This window comes from Streptomyces polyrhachis (assembly GCF_042663125.1).
GTDB classification, from domain to species: Bacteria; Actinomycetota; Actinomycetes; order Streptomycetales; family Streptomycetaceae; genus Streptomyces; species Streptomyces polyrhachii.
In genome coordinates this window covers 55,246-74,203 of record NZ_JBHSZO010000022.1, presented here as the reverse complement: position 1 = coordinate 74,203, position 18,958 = coordinate 55,246, and the positions used below count along the sequence as shown (strand labels likewise).

17 protein-coding genes and 3 tRNA genes are annotated in these 18,958 nt (G+C 71.0%); 10 read left to right on the top strand and 10 right to left on the bottom strand.

Going from position 1 to position 18,958, the window contains the following annotated elements:
- Positions 1-543: 543 nt before the first annotated feature.
- Positions 544-1,464 carry a DUF8083 family protein gene (locus tag ACFQLX_RS15675; protein ID WP_386415482.1) on the bottom strand — a complete coding sequence of 307 codons (921 nt, stop codon included), beginning with the start codon at positions 1,462-1,464 and terminating at the stop codon, positions 544-546.
- Positions 1,465-1,650: 186 nt separating this feature from the next.
- Here ACFQLX_RS15675 and ACFQLX_RS15670 point away from each other — a divergent pair, with 186 nt between their 5' ends.
- Both ACFQLX_RS15670 and ACFQLX_RS15665 read left to right on the top strand, forming a co-directional pair.
- Positions 1,651-2,808 carry a Leu/Phe/Val dehydrogenase gene (locus tag ACFQLX_RS15670; protein ID WP_386415480.1) on the top strand — a complete coding sequence of 386 codons (1,158 nt, stop codon included), beginning with the start codon at positions 1,651-1,653 and terminating at the stop codon, positions 2,806-2,808.
- A 363-nt stretch (positions 2,809-3,171) separates the two neighbouring features.
- On the top strand, positions 3,172-3,444 hold the full coding sequence (locus ACFQLX_RS15665; RefSeq protein ID WP_386415477.1) for a DUF3073 domain-containing protein: 273 nt from the start codon (positions 3,172-3,174) through the stop codon (positions 3,442-3,444).
- A 159-nt stretch (positions 3,445-3,603) separates the two neighbouring features.
- On the opposite strand, the gene purM is transcribed toward ACFQLX_RS15665, so the two are convergent.
- From purM to ACFQLX_RS15650, 3 genes are all read right to left on the bottom strand, one after another.
- The gene (purM, locus tag ACFQLX_RS15660) at positions 3,604-4,662 is read right to left on the bottom strand and encodes a phosphoribosylformylglycinamidine cyclo-ligase (protein ID WP_386415474.1); all 1,059 of its coding nucleotides are present in this window, start codon (positions 4,660-4,662) and stop codon (positions 3,604-3,606) included.
- Between the two features lie 92 nt (positions 4,663-4,754).
- Entirely contained in the window at positions 4,755-6,272 is a 1,518-nt protein-coding gene (gene purF / locus ACFQLX_RS15655) for an amidophosphoribosyltransferase (protein WP_386415472.1), read from the bottom strand.
- Between the two features lie 320 nt (positions 6,273-6,592).
- Positions 6,593-7,255 (bottom strand): TetR/AcrR family transcriptional regulator, encoded by a 663-nt coding sequence (locus ACFQLX_RS15650; RefSeq protein WP_386415469.1) that lies wholly within the window; start codon positions 7,253-7,255, stop codon positions 6,593-6,595.
- 215 nt (positions 7,256-7,470) lie between these two features.
- Between ACFQLX_RS15650 and ACFQLX_RS15645 the strand changes: the two genes are divergently transcribed.
- On the top strand, positions 7,471-8,922 hold the full coding sequence (locus tag ACFQLX_RS15645) for an MFS transporter (protein WP_417846381.1): 1,452 nt from the start codon (positions 7,471-7,473) through the stop codon (positions 8,920-8,922).
- Here the strand turns inward: ACFQLX_RS15645 and ACFQLX_RS15640 are convergent.
- Complete coding sequence (locus tag ACFQLX_RS15640) at positions 8,919-9,704, bottom strand: sterol carrier family protein (RefSeq protein ID WP_386415464.1); 786 nt, start codon at positions 9,702-9,704, stop codon at positions 8,919-8,921. The two genes, ACFQLX_RS15645 and ACFQLX_RS15640, sit on opposite strands and share 4 nt — an antisense overlap.
- Before the next feature lie 55 nt (positions 9,705-9,759).
- Here ACFQLX_RS15640 and ACFQLX_RS15635 point away from each other — a divergent pair, with 55 nt between their 5' ends.
- Positions 9,760-10,269 (top strand): PH domain-containing protein, encoded by a 510-nt coding sequence (locus ACFQLX_RS15635; protein WP_386415462.1) that lies wholly within the window; start codon positions 9,760-9,762, stop codon positions 10,267-10,269.
- A gap of 75 nt (positions 10,270-10,344) precedes the next feature.
- Here the strand turns inward: ACFQLX_RS15635 and purL are convergent, their stop codons facing one another.
- Genes purL through purS form a run of 3 tightly spaced genes read right to left on the bottom strand, consistent with a single transcriptional unit; the run spans position 10,345 to position 13,531 of the window.
- Positions 10,345-12,594, bottom strand: a complete 2,250-nt coding sequence (gene purL, locus ACFQLX_RS15630; RefSeq protein WP_386415460.1) for a phosphoribosylformylglycinamidine synthase subunit PurL — start codon at positions 12,592-12,594, stop codon at positions 10,345-10,347.
- Entirely contained in the window at positions 12,594-13,271 is a 678-nt protein-coding gene (gene purQ, locus ACFQLX_RS15625) for a phosphoribosylformylglycinamidine synthase subunit PurQ (protein ID WP_386415458.1), read from the bottom strand. Before purQ ends, purL begins: the two co-directional genes overlap by 1 nt.
- On the bottom strand, positions 13,268-13,531 hold the full coding sequence (purS, locus tag ACFQLX_RS15620; protein ID WP_386415456.1) for a phosphoribosylformylglycinamidine synthase subunit PurS: 264 nt from the start codon (positions 13,529-13,531) through the stop codon (positions 13,268-13,270). Before purS ends, purQ begins: the two co-directional genes overlap by 4 nt.
- A gap of 254 nt (positions 13,532-13,785) precedes the next feature.
- Here purS and ACFQLX_RS15615 point away from each other — a divergent pair, with 254 nt between their 5' ends.
- From ACFQLX_RS15615 to ACFQLX_RS15595, 5 genes are all read left to right on the top strand, one after another.
- The gene (locus ACFQLX_RS15615; RefSeq protein WP_386415454.1) at positions 13,786-14,103 is read left to right on the top strand and encodes a histone-like nucleoid-structuring protein Lsr2; all 318 of its coding nucleotides are present in this window, start codon (positions 13,786-13,788) and stop codon (positions 14,101-14,103) included.
- Between the two features lie 93 nt (positions 14,104-14,196).
- Positions 14,197-14,268, top strand: a tRNA-Gly gene (locus tag ACFQLX_RS15610).
- A gap of 76 nt (positions 14,269-14,344) precedes the next feature.
- Positions 14,345-14,417, top strand: a tRNA-Gly gene (locus ACFQLX_RS15605).
- Positions 14,418-14,458: 41 nt separating this feature from the next.
- Positions 14,459-14,534: transfer RNA gene (locus ACFQLX_RS15600), tRNA-Gly, on the top strand.
- 82 nt (positions 14,535-14,616) lie between these two features.
- Positions 14,617-15,564, top strand: coding sequence for an HhH-GPD family protein (locus tag ACFQLX_RS15595; RefSeq protein WP_386415451.1), 948 nt, complete (start codon positions 14,617-14,619; stop codon positions 15,562-15,564).
- A gap of 323 nt (positions 15,565-15,887) precedes the next feature.
- On the opposite strand, the gene ACFQLX_RS15590 is transcribed toward ACFQLX_RS15595, so the two are convergent.
- The gene (locus tag ACFQLX_RS15590) at positions 15,888-17,474 is read right to left on the bottom strand and encodes an MDR family MFS transporter (RefSeq protein ID WP_386415448.1); all 1,587 of its coding nucleotides are present in this window, start codon (positions 17,472-17,474) and stop codon (positions 15,888-15,890) included.
- Positions 17,475-17,607: 133 nt separating this feature from the next.
- On the opposite strand from ACFQLX_RS15590, the gene ACFQLX_RS15585 reads away from it, so the two are divergent.
- Complete coding sequence (locus tag ACFQLX_RS15585; RefSeq protein WP_386415446.1) at positions 17,608-18,165, top strand: TetR/AcrR family transcriptional regulator; 558 nt, start codon at positions 17,608-17,610, stop codon at positions 18,163-18,165.
- A gap of 94 nt (positions 18,166-18,259) precedes the next feature.
- Here the strand turns inward: ACFQLX_RS15585 and ACFQLX_RS15580 are convergent, their stop codons facing one another.
- Positions 18,260-18,811: a M23 family metallopeptidase gene (locus ACFQLX_RS15580; protein WP_386415443.1), complete on the bottom strand. Its 552-nt coding sequence runs from the start codon at positions 18,809-18,811 to the stop codon at positions 18,260-18,262.
- Between the last annotated feature and the right edge of the window lie 147 nt (positions 18,812-18,958).

Here is an 18,958-nt window from a genome sequence, read left to right as displayed (position 1 = left end):
CTACACCATCTGTCCAGCACCGTGGCCCAAACCGATGGAATTGCCCTCTGAGGTGTTCAACCCCAGCGGAAGCCGATGGACTGTGCCATAACGGACAGTCACTCACTCGCGACGATCAGTTACAGCACCATCAGAGGCCACAAGACCCCCTCCGAGATCAATACCCGACAATCCGCCCGAAGTTGGACGCAAGGTACCCACCCTGGACTCCTTGTCCTATTTTGACACGAGGGTATGGGATGGCGGCAAGGCCCCGGTACGTGCAATCCATCACGCTTAGGGCATTGGCCCGGATCGGGACCTACGTCCCGAGCGGCAGGTGGCCCACATCCCGCGAACGGGAGAAGCTCCTGCCCCACCGTGACCCTCAGTCACATGCGGAGGACCTTAGTCCGGAATCGCCCTTCGCACTAGGTTCCGCAGGTAGAGATCCGGTAAGGGTTGCCGAACCGAGTCCTGGCGACCGGTCCGCGACCGTCCCCGCCGGTCACCGAGGGACACCGAGAGCCACTGAGAGCACTGAGGGGCACTGAGAGCCACACCTCAGCTCGCGAACCGCCGGTCCCCCACCGCCGCCCAGCGCTCCGCCAGCCGCCGGGACGCCTCGTTCGCCCGCTCCCCCTCGCCCGCCGCCAGCGCGACGAGCCCCTCCGCGACGTCCGCGGCGGAGTGGTCGCCCTCCAGGTGCTCCTTGGGCAGCGCGTGCACGAGGCCGCCGTAGTCCAGCTCCACCAGCGAGCGCGGATGGAACTCCTCCAGCCAGCGCCCGACGTCCGTCAGCCCCTCGATCAGGCCCACGTAGGGACCCTCCTCCCCGTACTCCGCCGCCTCCCCCGACTCCACCGCCCGCTCGGTGGCGTCCCGCAGCGAGCGCAGCCCGCGCGCGACCCGCCGCCGGGCCTGCGCCATCGGAGTGCGGTAGCGCATCAGGGGCGCGCTCGCGGCGGCGCCGCCGCCGTCGGGGCCGCCGACAGGGCCGGCCGGCTCGTACTCCCGCTCCCCGTCGGAGAAGAGCACGAACCAGCGCACCGGGACCGTCCACACGCTGCTACGGATCCACGGCCGCGCGTCCGGGTTCTCCGCCATCCAGTGCGCGTGGTCCGCCGCGGCCTCCTCGCGCATCACCTCCGGCAGCGCGGCCCGCAGCACGGGCTCGGGCAGCTCCGACTCCAGCTCCGCCAGCGCCAGCCAGGCGCGCAGCCGGGTGCGCCAGGGGCAGACGCAGGTCACCCCGTCGAGCACCGCGACGAACGCCTCCTCGCTCTCGTGCGCCGGTACGCCGCCGGGCGGGGTGCCGGCCAGCTCGGCGAGCGAGCGCCGCAGCTCCTCCTGCACATCGGGCAGGACACCGCGCCGGGCATAGCGGTACCAGCGGCTCCGCTCCGGTTCGGGGAACGCGGCCAGCGGCTCGTACACCCTCAGGTAGGCCGCGTACGGAACCACCACCGACGACACCAGCGCCACGCCACTCCCCTTTCCGGCTACGCAGTCGAGTCTCCCCCAGACTGATGTGCTGTACCTCACGGGGGCGTGCCCTCGTATCCGTCCGCCCACCGGGGCCCCGGGGACGGGCCGTCGTTCTACGCTTGGTGACCGACAGGCCCTCCCCACCCATAGGAGGGCGTCCCGCGAATAACCGGAGTCACCACCGTGACCGACGTATCGTCCTCCGTCAGCGCCGACGGAGCCTCCTCGCCCGTCTCCCCCGTCCTGCGGACCCTCTTCCGGTCCGAGCAGGGCGGCCACGAGCAGGTCGTCCTGTGCCAGGACCGCGAGAGCGGCCTGAAGGCCGTCATCGCCATCCACTCCACCGCGCTGGGTCCCGCCCTCGGCGGCACCCGCTTCCACGCCTACGCCTCCGACGAGGAGGCGGTCATGGACGCGCTGAACCTCGCGCGCGGCATGTCGTACAAGAACGCCATGGCCGGTCTGGCGCTGGGCGGCGGCAAGGCCGTCATCATCGGCGACCCCGAGCAGCTCAAGAGCGAGGAGCTGCTCCTCGCCTACGGCCGCTTCGTCGCCTCCCTGGGCGGGCGCTACGTGACGGCCTGCGACGTCGGCACCTACGTGCAGGACATGGACGTCATCGCCCGGGTCAACGAGTGGACCACCGGCCGCTCCCCCGAGAACGGCGGCTGCGGCGACTCCTCCGTCCTGACCTCCTACGGCGTCTTCCAGGGCATGCGCGCCGCGGCGCAGCACCTGTGGGGCGCGCCCTCGCTGTCCGGCCGTACGGTCGGGGTCGCCGGCGTCGGCAAGGTCGGCCACTACCTGGTGGACCACCTGGTCGCCGACGGCGCCGACGTCGTCGTCACCGACGTACGCCGGGAGTCGGTCGAGCGCGTGCTGGCCGCGCACCCGGGCGTACGGGTCGCCGCCTCCACCGACGAGCTGGTCCGGCTGCCGCTGGACGTGTACGCGCCGTGCGCGCTGGGCGGCGCGCTGAACGACGGGACGGTGCCCGTACTGACCGCGAAGATCGTCTGCGGGGCGGCCAACAACCAACTCGCCCACCCGGGCGTCGAGAAGGACCTCGCCGAGCGCGGCATCCTCTACGCGCCGGACTACGTGGTCAACGCCGGCGGCGTGATCCAGGTCGCCGACGAGCTGCACGGCTTCGACATGGAGCGGGCGCGGGCCAAGGCCGCGCAGATCTTCGACACGACGCTGGAGATCTTCGCGAAGGCCGAGGCGGACGGCATCCCCCCGGCTGTCGCGGCGGACCGGATCGCGGAGCACCGCATGGCTGTTGCTCACGGAGCCCACGGAGCCCGCGTGGACGCCACACTGGTGGGCGCGCAGGGCTGAGCCAGGGCTCGGGCCAGTCCGAGGCAGGCCCGTCCAGACCCGGATGCGGGGCCGGAGGTGTCGCTCCGGCCCCGCATCCGTCCGTTCGCTTGCGCAAAGTGGCCTCGGTCGCGTTACGCATCTCACGACGCACCGCGAGTCCACTCCCCCGCAGGCGATAGGATCGCTCTGACCAGCAGGGACAGGGGCGAAACCGGGCCATCTGACAGGGCCCGTCCTGCGAGCGGCGTACCGTATGGCCGCAGAAGCAGGTACCGTTGAACCCCAATGGACCGGTCTCTCCACGCGAGAGTCCGTCCTGAATCATGAACGCGTGTCAAGACTCTGGGGCCGTCGAGCCCCGCCGTATAAGGGGGTCGAGCCATGGGGCGCGGCCGGGCCAAGGCCAAGCAGACGAAGGTCGCCCGCCAGCTGAAGTACAACAGCGGTGGGACGGATCTCTCACGCCTGGCTAACGAGCTGGGCGCATCTTCACCTCAGCAGCCGCCGAACAGCGAGCCGCTGGAGGATGACGATGACGAGTTGGACGATGACCCGTACGCACAGTACGCGGACCTCTACAACGACGACGGCGAGGACGAGGACGACGACGACCAGTCGTCGGGCCACTCCGCCTCACGCCGTCGCGGGGCATAGCGCTCAGGCGTAGCACCCGCAGCAAAAAGGGAGCCCGATCCGGGGTTGAGACCCCGGCGGGCCCTTTTTGCTGCCTTTTTCCGGCCGGTCCCGCCGCCGGCTTTCCCGCTTGTACGGGCGCGGGGGCGGCGCCCGAAGCCGCCGCCCCGCACTCGCCGCTCAGCCCGCGTGGTCCCCGCTCATCACGACCGGCGCCCCGGCCGCGTCGCGCTCGCCGACACCGCCGGCGACCCAGGCGTCCACGCCCCGGTCCGCCAGCACGCTCAGCGCCGCCTCCACGGACTGCTCGGGGACGACGGCCATCATGCCCACGCCCATGTTCAGCGTCTTCTCCAGCTCCAGGCGCTCGACGTTGCCGAGCTGCCCCACCAGGTCGAAGACCGCGCCGGGTGTCCAGGTCGAGCGCTCCACGACGGCCTGCAGCCCGTCCGGGATCACCCGGGCCAGGTTGTTGGCCAGTCCGCCGCCGGTGATGTGCGAGAAGGCGTGCACCTCGACCGTACGGGCCAGGGCGAGGCAGTCCAGGGAGTAGATGCGCGTCGGCTCCAGCAGCTCCTCGCCCAGGGTGCGGCCGAACTCCGCGACCTCGCGGTCCAGCGCCCAGCCGGCCCGGTCGAAGAAGACGTGGCGGACCAGCGAGTAGCCGTTGGAGTGCAGGCCGGAGGAGCCCATCGCGATGATCGCGTCGCCGGCGCGGATGCGGTCCGCGCCCAGCACCCGGTCGGCCTCGACCACGCCGGTGCCGGCGCCCGCCACGTCGTACTCCTCGGGTCCCAGCAGGCCCGGGTGCTCGGCGGTTTCGCCGCCGACCAGGGCGCAGCCGGCGAGCACGCAGCCCTCGGCGATGCCCTTGACGATGGCGGCGACCCGCTCGGGGACGACCTTGCCGACGCAGATGTAGTCGGTCATGAACAGCGGCTCGGCGCCGGTGACCACGAGGTCGTCGACGACCATGCCGACCAGGTCGCGGCCGATGGTGTCGTGGACGTCCATCTTCTGCGCGATGGCGACCTTGGTGCCCACGCCGTCGGTGGCGGAGGCCAGCAGCGGGCGCTCGTAGCGCTTGAGGGCGGAGGCGTCGAAGAGGCCGGCGAAGCCCCCGAGGCCGCCGACGACCTCGGGGCGGGTGGCCTTGCGCACCCACTCCTTCATCAGCTCGACGGCGCGGTCGCCCGCCTCGATGTCGACTCCGGCAGCGGCGTAGCTGGCACCAGCCATGGCGGTGTGATCCCTTGGTCTGCGGTTGCGGGGGTTACGGGTACGGCGTGCGGCTCGGGGCCGCCGGGCGGTCTGCGCCGCCCGGCTGCCCCCTACGGACGGCGCAGGGCGTCGGCGGCGTCGCGGCCGCCGGCGACCTCGGTCTCCAGCAGCTGCTTGCCGAGCAGCTCGGGGTCGGGCAGCTCCATCGGGTACTCGCCGTCGAAGCAGGCCCGGCAGAGGTCGTCCTTGGGGATGGTGGTCGCCTCGATCATCGCGTCGGTCGAGATGTACGCGAGCGAGTCGGCGCCCAGGGACGTGCCGATCTCCTGGACGGTCATGCCGTTGGCGATCAGCTCGGCGCGGGTGGCGAAGTCGATGCCGAAGAAGCAGGGCCACTTCACCGGCGGCGAGGAGATCCGGATGTGGACCTCGGCGGCGCCGGCCTCGCGGAGCATCTTGACCAGGGCGCGCTGGGTGTTGCCGCGGACGATGGAGTCGTCGACGACGACCAGCCGCTTGCCCTTGATGACCTCCTTCAGCGGGTTGAGCTTCAGGCGGATACCCAGCTGGCGGATGGTCTGCGAGGGCTGGATGAAGGTCCGGCCGACGTAGGAGTTCTTGACCAGGCCGGCGCCGTAGGGGATGCCGGATGCCTCCGCGTAGCCAACGGCCGCCGGAGTGCCCGATTCCGGAGTCGGTATCACCAGATCGGCCTCGACCGGGGCCTCCGCTGCCAGCCTGCGGCCCATCTCCACCCGGGAGAGGTAGACGTTGCGGCCGGCGATGTCGGTGTCGGGGCGGGCCAGGTACACGTACTCGAAGACGCAGCCCTTGGGCTTTGCCTCCGCGAATCGCGAGGTTCGCAGGCCGTTCTCGTCGATGGCGACCAGCTCGCCGGGCTCGATCTCCCGGACGAAGGAGGCGCCGACGATGTCCAGCGCGGCGGTCTCGGAGGCGACCACCCAGCCGCGCTCCAGGCGGCCCAGCACCAGCGGGCGGATGCCCTGCGGGTCGCGGGCGGCGTAGAGGGTGGTCTCGTCCATGAAGACGAGGCTGAAGGCGCCCTTGGCCTGCGGCAGGACCAGCGGGGCGGCCTGCTCGACGGTCAGTGCCCGGCCCTCGTCGTCGACCTGGCCGGCCAGCAGGGCCGTGACCAGGTCGGTGTCGTTGGTGGCCGCGACGCGGTTGGCGCGCGAGCCGTCGCCGGGCAGCTTCTCGACCAGGTTGGCCAGCTCGGCGGTGTTGACCAGGTTGCCGTTGTGGGCGAGCGCCAGGGAGCCGTGGGCGGTGGCGCGGAAGGTCGGCTGGGCGTTCTCCCAGACGGAGGCGCCGGTGGTGGAGTACCGGGCGTGGCCGACCGCGATGTGCCCCTGCAGGGAGCCCAGGGAGGTCTCGTCGAAGACCTGCGAGACCAGGCCCATGTCCTTGAAGACCAGGATCTGCGAGCCGTTGCTCACCGCGATGCCCGCGGACTCCTGTCCGCGGTGCTGTAGCGCGTACAGACCGAAATAGGTGAGCTTGGCGACCTCTTCACCGGGGGCCCAGACACCGAAGACGCCGCAAGCGTCCTGGGGGCCCTTCTCGCCGGAGAGTAGATCGTGGTTGAGTCGTCCATCGCCACGTCGCACGCTTCGAGTCTAGGCCAGTTATGCCCCCTTCCCGAACGGGAGGGGGTTTCACGGAAGTGATCCCCGCCACCGGCCGCGGCGGAGTTCGCGGAGAGTGAACTGGCGCCCGCCACCCGGTCCGCGGCCCGGACAGCGGGCGGCAGCGCCTCGGCGCGGAGGCGCACGCCGGGGCCTCGGTGGAGCGGCGTGGTCTTCGGCAAGTCCTGAGCGGCCCTGAGCGGCCCTGACCGACACAGCTACTGCGGCTGCTGGTCGACCTCGGTGTCGAGTGCGATCCGGATGAGGCGTCGCACGCAGGCCCCCTGTCGCCGGTGGGCACGTCAGTCTCGCGGGGTGCCTTCCGGCCCGGGCCGGGCCCCGTAGTCCCCCAGCCCGTTCTCCACCATGGCGAAGGCCGTCCCGGCGGCCCGTACCGCCTCGCCCGCGACCTCGTCGACCGGGACGCCGGCCAGCATCTGCTCCTTGATCTGCGCGATCAGGCTGTTGCGGGCGGCCGTCAGCAGCCCCGCCGCCACCCGTGCCCGCAGCTCGTCGCCGCCGCCCTCCCGCAGCGCCTCCACCAGCTCGTCGCCGCCGCCCAGGGCGAGCAGCCGGGCGCGGGCCAGCAGCGCGGGGGTCTCCTCGATGATCCGGCGCACCTGGTAGGCGTACGGGTCGTCGGTGACGCCGACGGACGGGTCGCGCGCCTCGACGGCCTCGACGAACTGGCGCTTGACCGCCGCCACGGCGGACTCGCCGGGCGGGCGCTCGCGGATCGCGCGGGCGGCGTCGGCGAAGTGCTCGCGGATGGGCGCGAAGAGCAGCTCCTCCTTGGAGCCGAAGTAGTTGAAGACGGTCATCTTCGACACGTCCGACTGCTCGGCGATCTCCGCCACCGAGACGTCGTCGAAGCCCCGCTCGGTGAAGAGCCGCACGGCCGTGCGCCAGATCCGCAGCCCGGTCTCGAACTTCTTGCGCTCGCGCAGTCCCATCGCCTCAGCCATGGCCTCAGCATACGCCGAATAGACCCGGATTAATTTTTGTCCCAGCTTAATTCTTGACTCAGTCTACAAATCTGGGCCATGGTGGTCCCGAGCGAGGACGGAAGCGACGACGCAAAGGGGCGGTTGCCATGAGCGCGGCACAGACGACGGAGACAACGGAGACACCAGGGACGACGGCACGGCCCGTACCGGAGCCGGCGCCGCCGGACAGCCCGATGTCGCTGGTCCGCACACGCCTCACGCTGCTCGCCTGCCTGGTGACGGTGATGCTGGCCGTGCTGGACATGCAGATCGTCTCGGCGGCGACGGTGCCGATCGTGCGGGATCTGGACCCCGTGCACGGCCTGGACAAGATCCCCTGGCTGATCAGCGGTTTCTCCCTCGCCGCCACCGCCGCGCTGCCGCTGCTGGGCAAGCTCGCCGACGTCTACGGCGCCAAGCGCGTCTTCCTCGCGGTGCTGGGCTTCTTCCTGGTCGGCTCCACGCTGTGCGGACTGGCGCAGAACATGACCGAACTGATCGCCGCCCGCGCCGTGCAGGGCATCGGCGGCGGCGGGCTGATGAGCATCACCATGGTGGTGGTCGCGCAGCTGCAGGGCGTCGGCGGGAGCGGGGACGGCAAGCGCGCCGGCGGGCCGAACCCGGCGGTCGGCGGCATCGTCGCCGGCACCGGGATCGCGCTGGGCCCCTGGGTGGGCGGCATGCTGGCCGAGCACGCGAACTGGCGCTGGATCTTCTTCGTCAACCTCCCCCTCGGCCTGGTCGTGCTGACCGTCGTCGCGCTGGCCATGCGGCTGCCCGCCCGGCCGCTCACCCACCGGATCGACTACCTCGGCGCGGGCCTGGCCGCCGCCTTCGCCTCGGGGCTGCTGCTGGTCACCGAGTGGGGCGGCAAGCAGTACGCCTGGAGCTCGCCGCAGCTGCTGGGGACGGCGGCCGCGACCCTCGCGCTGCTCGCGGCGTTCCTGTGGCGCCAGGCCACGGCCGCCGAGCCGGTGCTGCCGCTGAGCCTGCTGCGGGACCGGACGCTGCGGCTGGCCTTCACCATCCAGGCGCTGATCGGGATGGCCCTGGTGGGGGCGATGGTCTACGTGCTGATCTACCTCCAGGTGGCACGGGAGCTGCCGGCCACCTCCGCCGCCCTGTACCTGCTGCCGATGGCCGGCGGCATGGCGGGCGTCGGCCTGCTGACCGCGCGGCTCGGCTGGACGGCGCGCTCGCAGTCGATCAGCGGTACGGCCTGCGCGACGCTGGCGCTGGGGCTGCTGGCGACGCTGCGCCCGGACTCCGCGCTGTGGTTCGTCCACCTGGCGATGCTGCTGCTCGGCGTGGGCCTCGGGCAGTTGATGGGGCAGCTCATCGTGCTGGTGCAGCAGTCGGCGCCGCCGCAGCAGATGGGGGTCGCGACCACCGCGATCCGCTTCTTCCAGACGCTCGGCAGCGCGATCGGCGCCGCGGCCTTCGGCACGCTGCTGGCCCGGGTGTACGCGGCCCGGCACGACGGCGGCTCGCCCGCCTCCGCCGGGGGAGCGCACCCGAGCGCGGCCTCCCTGGAGGCCTTCACCACCGCCACCGACGCGGTGTTCGCGGGGGCGGCGGTGCTGACGGCACTGGCGCTGGCGGCGTCGCTGCGGCTGCCGCGCCAGGAGCGGGTCAAGGGGTCCTAAACCCGCAGCGGCAGCAGCTCGGCCAGGTCGGCGCGCTCCCCGCTCGCGCTGACCTGCGCCGCCTCCCTGGCCTCGGCCCAGCTGACGCGGCCCGAGGCCAGGCGCAGCCAGGTGAGCGGGTCGGTCTCCACCACGTTGGGCGGGGTGCCCCGGGTGTGGCGGGGGCCCTCGGCGCACTGCACCACCGCGAACGGCGGGATGCGGACCTCCACCGCGCCGCCCGGCGCCTTCACCGCCAGCGCGTCCGCCGTGACGCGGACCGCCGCGGCCAGGGCCTGGCGGTCGAGGGGGACCGCCACACCCGTGGTGCGGGCCAGGTCGTCGCTGAGGACGACGATCCGCACCAGCCGCGTGAGCGCGAAGTCCGCCGCGCCCATCACCCCGCCGCCCCGCGCCACCAGCCGCCCCGGCCGCAGCGCCTCCGCCGCGCAGCCGGCGAGCAGCTCCGCCGCCGCGTCGAGGGCGGCGAGCGGATCCCCGGCCCCCTCGTCCGTACCAGCGCCCGTACCAGCGCCCGCAGCACCGACCGGATCGCCCGCCAGCGCCCACGCGCTCAGCTCCACCCGCCCGGCGCCCCGACCGGCCGCCGGCGCGGGCGCCGGCTCCGCGAGCGCCTCGGGCAACGCCCGCACCTCACCGGCGAGTTGGCCCAGCAGCGCCCCCGCGCCCGGCAGCGCGGCCGCGCCTATCGCCGCCCCGCGCACGGACTCCGTCTGGGCCAGCAGGGCCCGCCAGGTCCGCTCGGGGTCGTACGCACGCGCTTTGCGCTTGGCAGGAGGCATAACAGAGACGCTAACGCGTCCCTATGACAGAGCCCCCTGTGCCACCATGCGCCCCATGACTCCCGTAGACCGCTATCTCTCCGACGACGAGCAACTGGTGCACGTCACCCGCCAGCACTGGACCACCCTGGTGGACGAGTTCCTCCGGCTGCTGCTGATCGCCGCGGTGACCGCCGCCCTGGTCTGGGTGATCCCCGGCGACTCCGACGGCGGCCGCTACGCCCGCTACGCGGTGCTGGCGCTGGGCGTCCTCCTCGCGATCCGCTACTGGCTGATCCCCCTGCTCCAGTGGCGCACCACGCTCTACATACTCACCACCAAGCGCATCCACCAGCGCACCGGCTTCCTGTCCAAGACCGGCCGCAGCATCCCGCTCAACCGGGTCAACGACGTCTCGTTCGCCTCCTCGCTGTGGGCGCGCCTGTGGCGTTACGGGGACCTGTCCATCGAGTCGGCCTCCGAGCAGGGGCTGCTGCGGCTGCGCCACGTACCGGACCCGGAGGGCCTGAAGGCGCTCATCTACCGCCAGGTCGACGCGCTGGGCCCGGACCGCACCGGCCACTGAGCGTCCGTACACACAGCAGGTGACCCCCCGCCGGAGATCCGGCGGGGGGTCACCTGTGCGTCAGCAGGCGGTCGATCAGCCGAACAGCGCCGGGATCGTCGCCTCCCAGGTCTCGCGCAGCTCCGCGAGCGGGATGGTGAACTGGCCCTGCAGCTCCACCGCGTCACCGTCGACGACGCCGATCCGCGTGGCCGGCAGGCCCCGCGCCCCGCACATGTCGGTGAAGCGCAGCTCCTCGGAGCGCGGCACCGCGACGACCGCGCGGCCCTGCGACTCGGAGAAGAGCAGCAGGAACGGGTCCAGCCCGTCGGGGACGACCAGGCGCGCGCCCTTCCCCCCGCGCAGGCACGACTCCACGACCGCCTGGATCAGGCCGCCGTCGGAGACGTCGTGCGCGGCGTCGATCATGCCGTCGCGCGAGGCGGCGATCAGGATCTCCGCCAGCAGCCGCTCGCGCTCCAGGTCGACCGCCGGCGGCAGGCCGCCGAGGTGGTCGTGGACGACCTGCGACCAGGCCGAGCCGCCCAGCTCCTCCCGGGTGTCACCGAGCAGGTAGAGCAGCTGGCCGTCCTCGCGGAAGGCCATCGGGGTGCGGCGGGTGACGTCGTCGATCACGCCGAGCACGCCGACCACCGGGGTGGGGTGGATGGGCTGGTCGCCGGTCTGGTTGTAGAGCGAGACGTTGCCGCCGGTCACCGGGGTGCCCAGCTCCAGGCAGGCGTCCGCGAGCCCGCGGCAGGCCTCGGCGAACTGCCACATCCCGGCCGGGTCCTCCGGCGAGGGGAAGTTCAGGCAGTCGGTCACCGCGAGGGGCTTGGCGCCGGTGGCGGCCACGTTGCGGTAGGACTCGGCCAGCGCCAGCTGCGCGCCCGCGTACGGGTCGAGCTTGGCGTAGCGGCCGTTGCCGTCGGTGGAGATCGCGACGCCCAGGTTGGTGGACTCGTCCACCCGGATCATCCCGGAGTCCTCGGGCTGCGCCAGGACGGTGTTGCCCAGCACGTACTTGTCGTACTGCGAGGTGATCCACGACTTGTCGGCCTGGTTCGGGGAGCCGACCAGCGCCAGCACCTGCGCCCGCAGCTCATCGCCGTTCGCCGGACGGGCCAGCGCGTTCGCGGAGTCCGCCTGGAGCGCGTCGAGCCAGTCGGGGCGCGCCATGGGCCGCTCGTAGACGGGCCCGTCGTGCGCGACCGTGCGCGGGGGTACGTCCACGATCTGCTCGCCGTGCCAGAAGATCTCCAGCCGGTCCCCGTCGGTGACCTCGCCGATGACGGTGGCGATGACGTCCCACTTCTCGCAGACCGCGAGGAAGCGCTCGACGTTGCCCGGCTCGACCACCGCGCACATGCGCTCCTGCGACTCGCTCATGAGGATCTCCTCGGGCGAGAGCGTGTGGTCGCGCAGGGGTACGTCGTCGAGCTCGACGCGCATGCCGCCGGTGCCGTTGGAGGCCAGCTCGCTCGTCGCGCAGGACAGGCCCGCGGCGCCGAGGTCCTGGATACCGACCACGAGGTCCTCGCGGAAGGCCTCCAGGGTGCACTCGATGAGCAGCTTCTCCTGGAAGGGGTCGCCGACCTGGACGGCGGGGCGCTTGCTCGGCTTGGCGGAGTCGAAGGTCTCCGAGGCCAGGATCGAGGCGCCGCCGATGCCGTCGCCGCCGGTGCGGGCCCCGTACAGGACGACCTTGTTGCCGACGCCGCTGGCCTTGGCCAGGTGGATGTCCTCGTGCTTCATCACGCCCACGCACAGGGCGTTGACCAGCGGATTGCCCTGGTAGCAGGCGTCGAAGACGACCTCGCCGCCGATGTTGGGCAGCCCCAGGCAGTTGCCGTAGCCGCCGATGCCGGCGACGACGCCGGGCAGCACGCGCTTGGTGTCGGGGTGGTCCGCGGCGCCGAAGCGCAGCGGGTCCATCACGGCGACCGGGCGGGCGCCCATGGCGATGATGTCGCGGACGATGCCGCCGATGCCGGTGGCGGCGCCCTGGTAGGGCTCGACGTAGGAGGGGTGGTTGTGCGACTCGACCTTGAAGGTCACCGCGTACCCCTGGCCGACGTCGACCACACCGGCCTGCTCGCCGATGCCGACGAGCATGGCGTCGTTCTGCGGAGCCTTCTCGCCGAACTGCTTCAGATGGACCTTGCTGCTCTTGTACGAGCAGTGCTCCGACCACATCACCGAGTACATGGCCAGCTCGGCGCCGGTGGGCCGGCGGCCGAGGATCTCGCGGACCTGCAGGTACTCGTTCTCCTTCAGCCCCAGCTCGGCCCAGGGCTGCTGGGCGTCGGGGGTGGAGGCCGCGTGCTTGACGGTGTCCAGGGACATCAGACGTTCACCAACTGCTTCAGTACGGAGGTGAAGAACGGGAGGCCCTCGGTGGTCGGCCCGGTGAGGGCCTCCACCGCGTGCTCCGGGTGCGGCATCAGGCCGACGACGTTGCCGGCGGCGTTGGTGATGCCGGCGATACCGCGGCGCGAGCCGTTGGGGTTGGAGCCGAGGTAGCGGGCGACGACGCGCCCCTGCGCCTCCAGCTCGTCCAGCGTGCGCTCGTCGGCCACGTAGCCGCCCTCGCCGTTCTTCAGCGGGACGGTGATTTCCTGGCCCGCCGCGTAGTCGCTGGTCCAGGCGGTCTCCGCGTTCTCGATACGGAGCCGCTGGTCGCGGCAGACGAAATGCAAGTGATCGTTCCGCGTCAGCGCCCCCGGCAGGAGATGCGATTCACACAGCACCTGGAAGCCGTTGCAGATACCGAGCACCGGCATACCGGACTTCGCCTGCGCGACGACCGTTTCCATCACGGGCGAGAAGCGGGCGATGGCACCGCAGCGCAGATAGTCGCCGTAGGAGAAGCCGCCGGGCAGCACGACCGCGTCGACCTGCTGGAGGTCCCTGTCGCGGTGCCACAGGGCGACCGGCTCGGCGCCGGCCAGCCGCACGGCCCGCAGCGCGTCGCCGTCGTCCAGCGAGCCGGGGAAGGTGACGACTCCGATTCGGGCGGTCATCGCTCCCCGTCCCCCGCGTCCTCCACCCGGACGGTGAAGTCCTCGATGACGGTGTTGGCCAGGAAGGTCTCGGCCATCTTGTGGATCTCGGCGAGGGCGGCCTCGTCGACCGGTCCCTCCAGTTCGAGTTCGAACCGCTTGCCCTGGCGGACGTCCGCGATCCCCTGGAAGCCGAGTCGGGGCAGTGCGCGCTGCACCGCCTGGCCCTGGGGGTCGAGAATCTCCGGCTTGAGCATGACGTCGACTACGACGCGTGCCACTGGTGCTCCCGGTGGTGAGTTGAGGCCCGCGGGCAATGCCCCGGCATGGGGCAGCCCGCTCATAGGTGCGCCCGCTCAGCGTACCCCGTACGAAAATCTACCCGCGTAGATATCTAGCCGCCGACTCGGAAAGCCTGTTACGTTGCGCCGCATGGAACGCGACCGCATTACGTGGTCGCGGCCGTGCATTCACCGCCCTGTAAGAAAAGAAAATGCAGGCAGCGGCATCTGGGCCATATGGAAGGACCGATTTCGTGGCGCAGCGCGTAGTGGTCACCCTGTCCGACGACATCGACGGCGGGGAGGCAGCGGAGACGGTCGTCTTCGGCATCGACGGGAAGTCGTACGAAATCGACCTCAGCACGTCCAATGCGGAGAAACTCCGCCAGACCCTGGAGCCCTACCTGTCCGCCGGCCGCAAGAAGTCCGCCTCCGGCGCGGTCTACAAGCGCAGTGCGGTCGACCCGAACCCCGCGACGGTCCGCGCCTGGGCCTCCTCGCACGGCATGGAGGTCCCCGCCCGGGGCCGCATCCCCAAGCGGATCTACGAGTCCTTCAACGCCGCCCACTGACGGCGCCGGAGCGTGGCCCCGGCATCCGGTTGTACGAACCGCCGGTCGATCGGCTAGAGTCAGGGCCACGCCAGGGGGCGACAAGCCCCCCAGGCGGGTGTAGCTCAGTAGTAGAGCGCCCTCTTTCCAAGAGGGAGGCGCAGTGTGCGATCCCTGTCACCCGCTCAAAGCAACGCTCAACCCGGTCTAACGATCAGGTACAGTTGTTGTCGCACGAACGGTGTAAGCCGTTCAGGTGCATGCGAACGTAGCTCAGTTGGTAGAGCATCACCTTGCCAAGGTGAGGGTCGCGAGTTCGAATCTCGTCGTTCGCTCTGTGCAGGACCCTTTACAAGGACAATCAGGCACGACCCGTGCGAACGTAGCTCAGTTGGTAGAGCATCACCTTGCCAAGGTGAGGGTCGCGAGTTCGAATCTCGTCGTTCGCTCCAGCTTCACGAGGGGCCCCGGTCGGTCGACCGGGGCCCCTCGTCTTGCCGGAAGCCTCCCCCCACCTGTGCCAGGATCGAGGCGATGACTGTGACGACTGCGCCGACGAAGACCCCTCCGGCAGACCCCGCCGCCCTGCACGAGGCGGTCATCGCCTGGTTCGAGGAGCACGCGCGCGACCTGCCCTGGCGGCGCCCCGAGGCGGGTGCCTGGGGGGTGATGGTCAGCGAGTTCATGCTCCAGCAGACGCCCGTCAACCGGGTGCTGCCGGTCTACGCGCAGTGGCTGGAGCGCTGGCCCACCCCGGCCGCGCTGGCACTGGAGGCGCCGGGCGAGGCCGTACGGGCCTGGGGGCGCCTGGGCTACCCGCGCCGCGCGCTGCGGCTGCACGCGGCGGCGGTCGCCATACACGAGCGCCACGGCGGCCAGGTCCCGCGCCGCCACGAGCACCTGCTCGCGCTCCCGGGGATCGGCGAGTACACGGCGGCGGCGGTCGCCTCCTTCGCGTACGGGCAACGCCACCCGGTGCTGGACACCAACGTGCGCCGGGTCTTCGCCCGCGCGGTGACTGGCACGCAGTACCCCCCCTCGGCGACCACGGCGGCCGAACGCCGCACCGCGCGCGAACTGCTCCCGCAGGACGAAGCCCGGGCCGCGCACTGGGCGGCGGCGACGATGGAGCTGGGCGCCCTGGTCTGCAAGTCCGCCACCCCCGTCTGCGCGGCCTGCCCGATCGCCGCCTCCTGCGCCTGGCGCCTGGCCGGCTCCCCCGCCCACACGGGCCCGCCCCGCCGCACCCAGACCTACGCGGGCACGGACCGCCAGGTCAGAGGCCGCCTCCTGGCAGCCCTGCGCGACTCCCCCACCCCGCTCCCCCAGTCCACCCTGGACAAGACCTGGCACGACCCCGTCCAACGAGCCCGAGCCCTGGACACCCTGGTAGCAGACGGCCTGGTAGAACCCCTGACAAACGGCGTCTACCGCCTCCCCCAAACCAGAGAACCAGGCACAACGGAAGCCCCACCTCAGTAAGCCCCCAAGCGCACCCGCACCCGCCCGCCCAAGGGAGGGACCCGGAACCACGCGCCCCCGAGCGCGACGGGAGTCAGCCGCCCATGTGAGGGACCCGGAGCCACGCGCCCCCGAGCGCGACGGGAGCCGGCCTACCCGTGTGAGGGGCCCGGAGCGACGACTCCGAAAAGACGCACCGCAACGCAGGCCCCCGACAGAGCAGCAAATCGACCGATGGCAAGTCAATCCCTATGGCTTTTCGGAGTTGTCGCGGAGAGGCCCCGCCCCAGCGACGCGAAGCCCCCCACCCCCGCCGCAAGGCGAGCCTCCCGCACAGACGCCCGTCAGCCCTCAGCCCTGGCCAGGGACACATCCGCCGCAGACGAAGCCGAAGGCTTCCCCGCCCCCCGCAACGGCACCTCCCGAACAAACCACGCAGCGACGAACGCCGGCACAGCCAGCACCGCGGCCCACAGGAACACCTGATGCGTACCGTCGGAGACAGCCCGCAGATACGCGTCCCGCAACGGCGCAGCCAACTCGGACAGCGACGCAGGATCAAGCTGCGCCCCACCGGAGGCCAACCGCCCCCCGGCCTCCCCCGCCCGCGCGGTAAGCGTCTCACTGACCTGGTGGCTGAAGAGCGACCCCATCAGCGAGACCCCGAAGGAGCCACCGATCGTCCGCGTCAGCGTCGCCGTGGACGACCCCGCGCCCATGTCCCGCAGCTCGACGCTGTTCTGCGCGACGAGCATGGTGATCTGCATCAGGAAGCCCATGCCCGCGCCGAGGACCGCCATGTAGACCCCGGACTCCAGCCGCGAGGTCCCCACGCCCATCGTGGACAGCAGGTACAGCCCCACGGCCATCAGCCCGCCACCCACGATCGGGAAGACCTTGTACTTCCCGGTCTGCGAGGTGTACCGCCCCGCGATCAGCGAGACGACCATCATCGACAGCAGCATCGGCAGCAGCAGCAGACCGGAGTTGGTGGCCGAGGCCCCCTGCACGCTCTGCTGGTACAGCGGCAGGAAGGTCACCGCGCCGAACATCGAGAACCCGGCCAGGAACCCGATGACGGCCATCAGCGAGAAGTTGCCGTTCCGGAAGATCCGCAGCGGAATGATCGGCTCCGCGGCCTTGGTCTCCACCAGCACGAAAAGCATCAGCGCGAGCACACCGCCCACGGACAGGCCGATGATCTGGACGGAGGCCCAGTCGTACTCCGTACCGCCCCAGGAGGTGACGAGCACCAGCGCGGTGATGCCCGCGGTGAGCAGCACCGCGCCCGGGTAGTCGACCCGCGCCCTGGTCCGCTTCTTCGGCAGGTGCAGCACCGCGGAGACCGCGAAGAGCGCGACCGCGCCCAGCGGCAGGTTGATGTAGAAGGCCCAGCGCCAGCCGAGGTGGTCGGTGATCGTGCCGCCGACCAGCGGCCCGCCGATCATCGCGATGGCCATGACCGCGGCCATCATGCCCTGGTACTTGCCCCGTTCCCGCGGCGGCACCAGATCGCCGATGATCGCCATCACGCCGACCATCAGACCGCCAGCGCCCAGGCCCTGCACGCCGCGGAAGGCGATCAGCTGGCCCATGTCCTGCGCCATGCCGGAGAGCGCGGAGCCGATGAGGAAGACCACGATCGAGGACAGGAAGATCCCCTTGCGGCCGTACATGTCGCCGAACTTGCCCCACAGCGGGGTGGAGGCCGCGGTGGCCAGGGTGTAGGCGGTGACCACCCAGGAGAGGTGGTTGAGGCCGCCCAGCTCGCCGACGATGGTCGGCATCGCGGTGCCGACGATCATGTTGTCCAGCATCGCGAGCAGCATCGCGACCATCAGGGCCAGGACCACGACCCGTACGTTCTTCGGCGCGGCCCCCGCCGCACCCGCTTCGTCAGGCTCCGCCTGCTTCAGCCCGCTCTCCGACATCCACTCCACCCACTCACTTGCTTACTTACTTACTTGCCGACCGGCTAGTTCGATACGATGCAGCAAGGTACGGCGCTCACTAGCCGGGCGTCAAGTAAGTTTCGCGGCAGCTGTGGTCGACGAAGGAGAGCACGTGGTCAGCAGGGGCGACACCCGCCAGCGCATCCAGGACGTGGCCCTGGAGCTGTTCGCCGAGAAGGGGTACGAGAAGACCTCGCTGCGGGAGATCGCCGAGCACCTCGAGGTGACCAAGGCGGCGCTCTACTACCACTTCAAGACCAAGGAGGACATCCTCGTCAGCATCTTCCGCGACCTGGAGGACCGGCTGGACGAGTTGATCGCGCAGACCGGCGAGCAGCCGAAGACGCTGGAGACGAAGACGGAGTTCCTGCGCCGCTACAGCCTGGTGCTGCAGGACGCCTCGGTGCTCTTCCGCTTCATCCACGACAACCAGTCCACGATCCGCGCCCTGAGCCTGGGCGAGACCTTCCGCGACCGGATGTTCGCGATGACGGCGCTGCTGCGCGACGAGGACGCCTCCCTGGAGGACCAGGTCCGCTGCGCGACGGCGCTCTTCGCCCTGCACGCGGGCCTCTTCACCCTCAGGGACGTCCCCGGCAGCCCGGAGGAGAAGCTGAGGGCGGTGCTGGCGGTGGCGCAGGAGCTGATCACCTCGGCGCACCGCGGCTAGCCTCCGGGCCGTACGCACACGACAGCGCCCCGGCGAGCGGATGCTCGCCGGGGCGCTGTGCTGCCTGTACTACCCCAGTCCTCACAAAGCCGGGTCAGCCGTGGAACTTCACGCCCTTGGCGGTGAGGAAGTTGACCGGGTTGACGGACGAGCCGTAGTACGGCGTCGTGCGGATCTCGAAGTGGAGGTGCGGGCCCGAGCTGTTGCCGGTGTTGCCGGACAGCGCTATGAGCTCGTTCTTCTTGACCTTCTCGCCGACCTTCACGTCGAACTTCGACAGGTGGGCGTACTGGGAGTACAGCCCGTTCGCGTGCTTGATGACGATGTTGTTGCCGTACGCGCCGCCCCAGCCGGCCGTGACGACGGTGCCGTCGTGGACGGAGCGGACCTTGGTGCCGACCGGGACGGCGAAGTCCTGGCCGGAGTGCTTGTGGGCCCAGCGGGCACCGCCCTGGTTGTAGCCGGCGGTGAAGGTGTACTTGTCGGTGATCGGGGACTGCCAGGCGCTCTTGACGGCCTTCGGCTTCTCGACGACGCCCGCGGCGTTCGCCACACCGCTGCCCGCGAGGGCGAGGACGCCCGCACCGGCAACGAGGGCACCGGCGCGCTTGGCGGTCAGAGCGGTGAACTTCGCGTGCTTCGACATTTCAGAACTACCTTTCGGTCTGTGGTGAGTCCGGCTGCGTTCCGAACTCGACCTCATTGATAACCCGAAATGCCGAGCGGTTTCAAGGACGACAATTACTAGCCATCTTCGTAGAAAAAGAAGGGGACTTTAGGCCCTGTCCGGCCG

What these genes read in the sequence shown, in the direction of transcription:
- ACFQLX_RS15665 (WP_386415477.1), top strand. Translation starts at nt 3,172, where the DNA reads ATGGGGCGCGGCCGGGCCAAGGCCAAGCAGACGAAGGTCGCCCGCCAG.
- purM (WP_386415474.1), bottom strand. Translation starts at nt 4,662, where the DNA reads ATGGCTGGTGCCAGCTACGCCGCTGCCGGAGTCGACATCGAGGCGGGC.
- ACFQLX_RS15650 (WP_386415469.1), bottom strand. Translation starts at nt 7,255, where the DNA reads ATGGCTGAGGCGATGGGACTGCGCGAGCGCAAGAAGTTCGAGACCGGG.
- ACFQLX_RS15645 (WP_417846381.1), top strand. Translation starts at nt 7,471, where the DNA reads ATGTCGCTGGTCCGCACACGCCTCACGCTGCTCGCCTGCCTGGTGACG.
- ACFQLX_RS15640 (WP_386415464.1), bottom strand. Translation starts at nt 9,704, where the DNA reads ATGCCTCCTGCCAAGCGCAAAGCGCGTGCGTACGACCCCGAGCGGACC.
- ACFQLX_RS15635 (WP_386415462.1), top strand. Translation starts at nt 9,760, where the DNA reads ATGACTCCCGTAGACCGCTATCTCTCCGACGACGAGCAACTGGTGCAC.
- purL (WP_386415460.1), bottom strand. Translation starts at nt 12,594, where the DNA reads ATGTCCCTGGACACCGTCAAGCACGCGGCCTCCACCCCCGACGCCCAG.
- purQ (WP_386415458.1), bottom strand. Translation starts at nt 13,271, where the DNA reads ATGACCGCCCGAATCGGAGTCGTCACCTTCCCCGGCTCGCTGGACGAC.
- ACFQLX_RS15595 (WP_386415451.1), top strand. Translation starts at nt 14,617, where the DNA reads ATGACTGTGACGACTGCGCCGACGAAGACCCCTCCGGCAGACCCCGCC.
- ACFQLX_RS15590 (WP_386415448.1), bottom strand. Translation starts at nt 17,474, where the DNA reads ATGTCGGAGAGCGGGCTGAAGCAGGCGGAGCCTGACGAAGCGGGTGCG.
- ACFQLX_RS15580 (WP_386415443.1), bottom strand. Translation starts at nt 18,811, where the DNA reads ATGTCGAAGCACGCGAAGTTCACCGCTCTGACCGCCAAGCGCGCCGGT.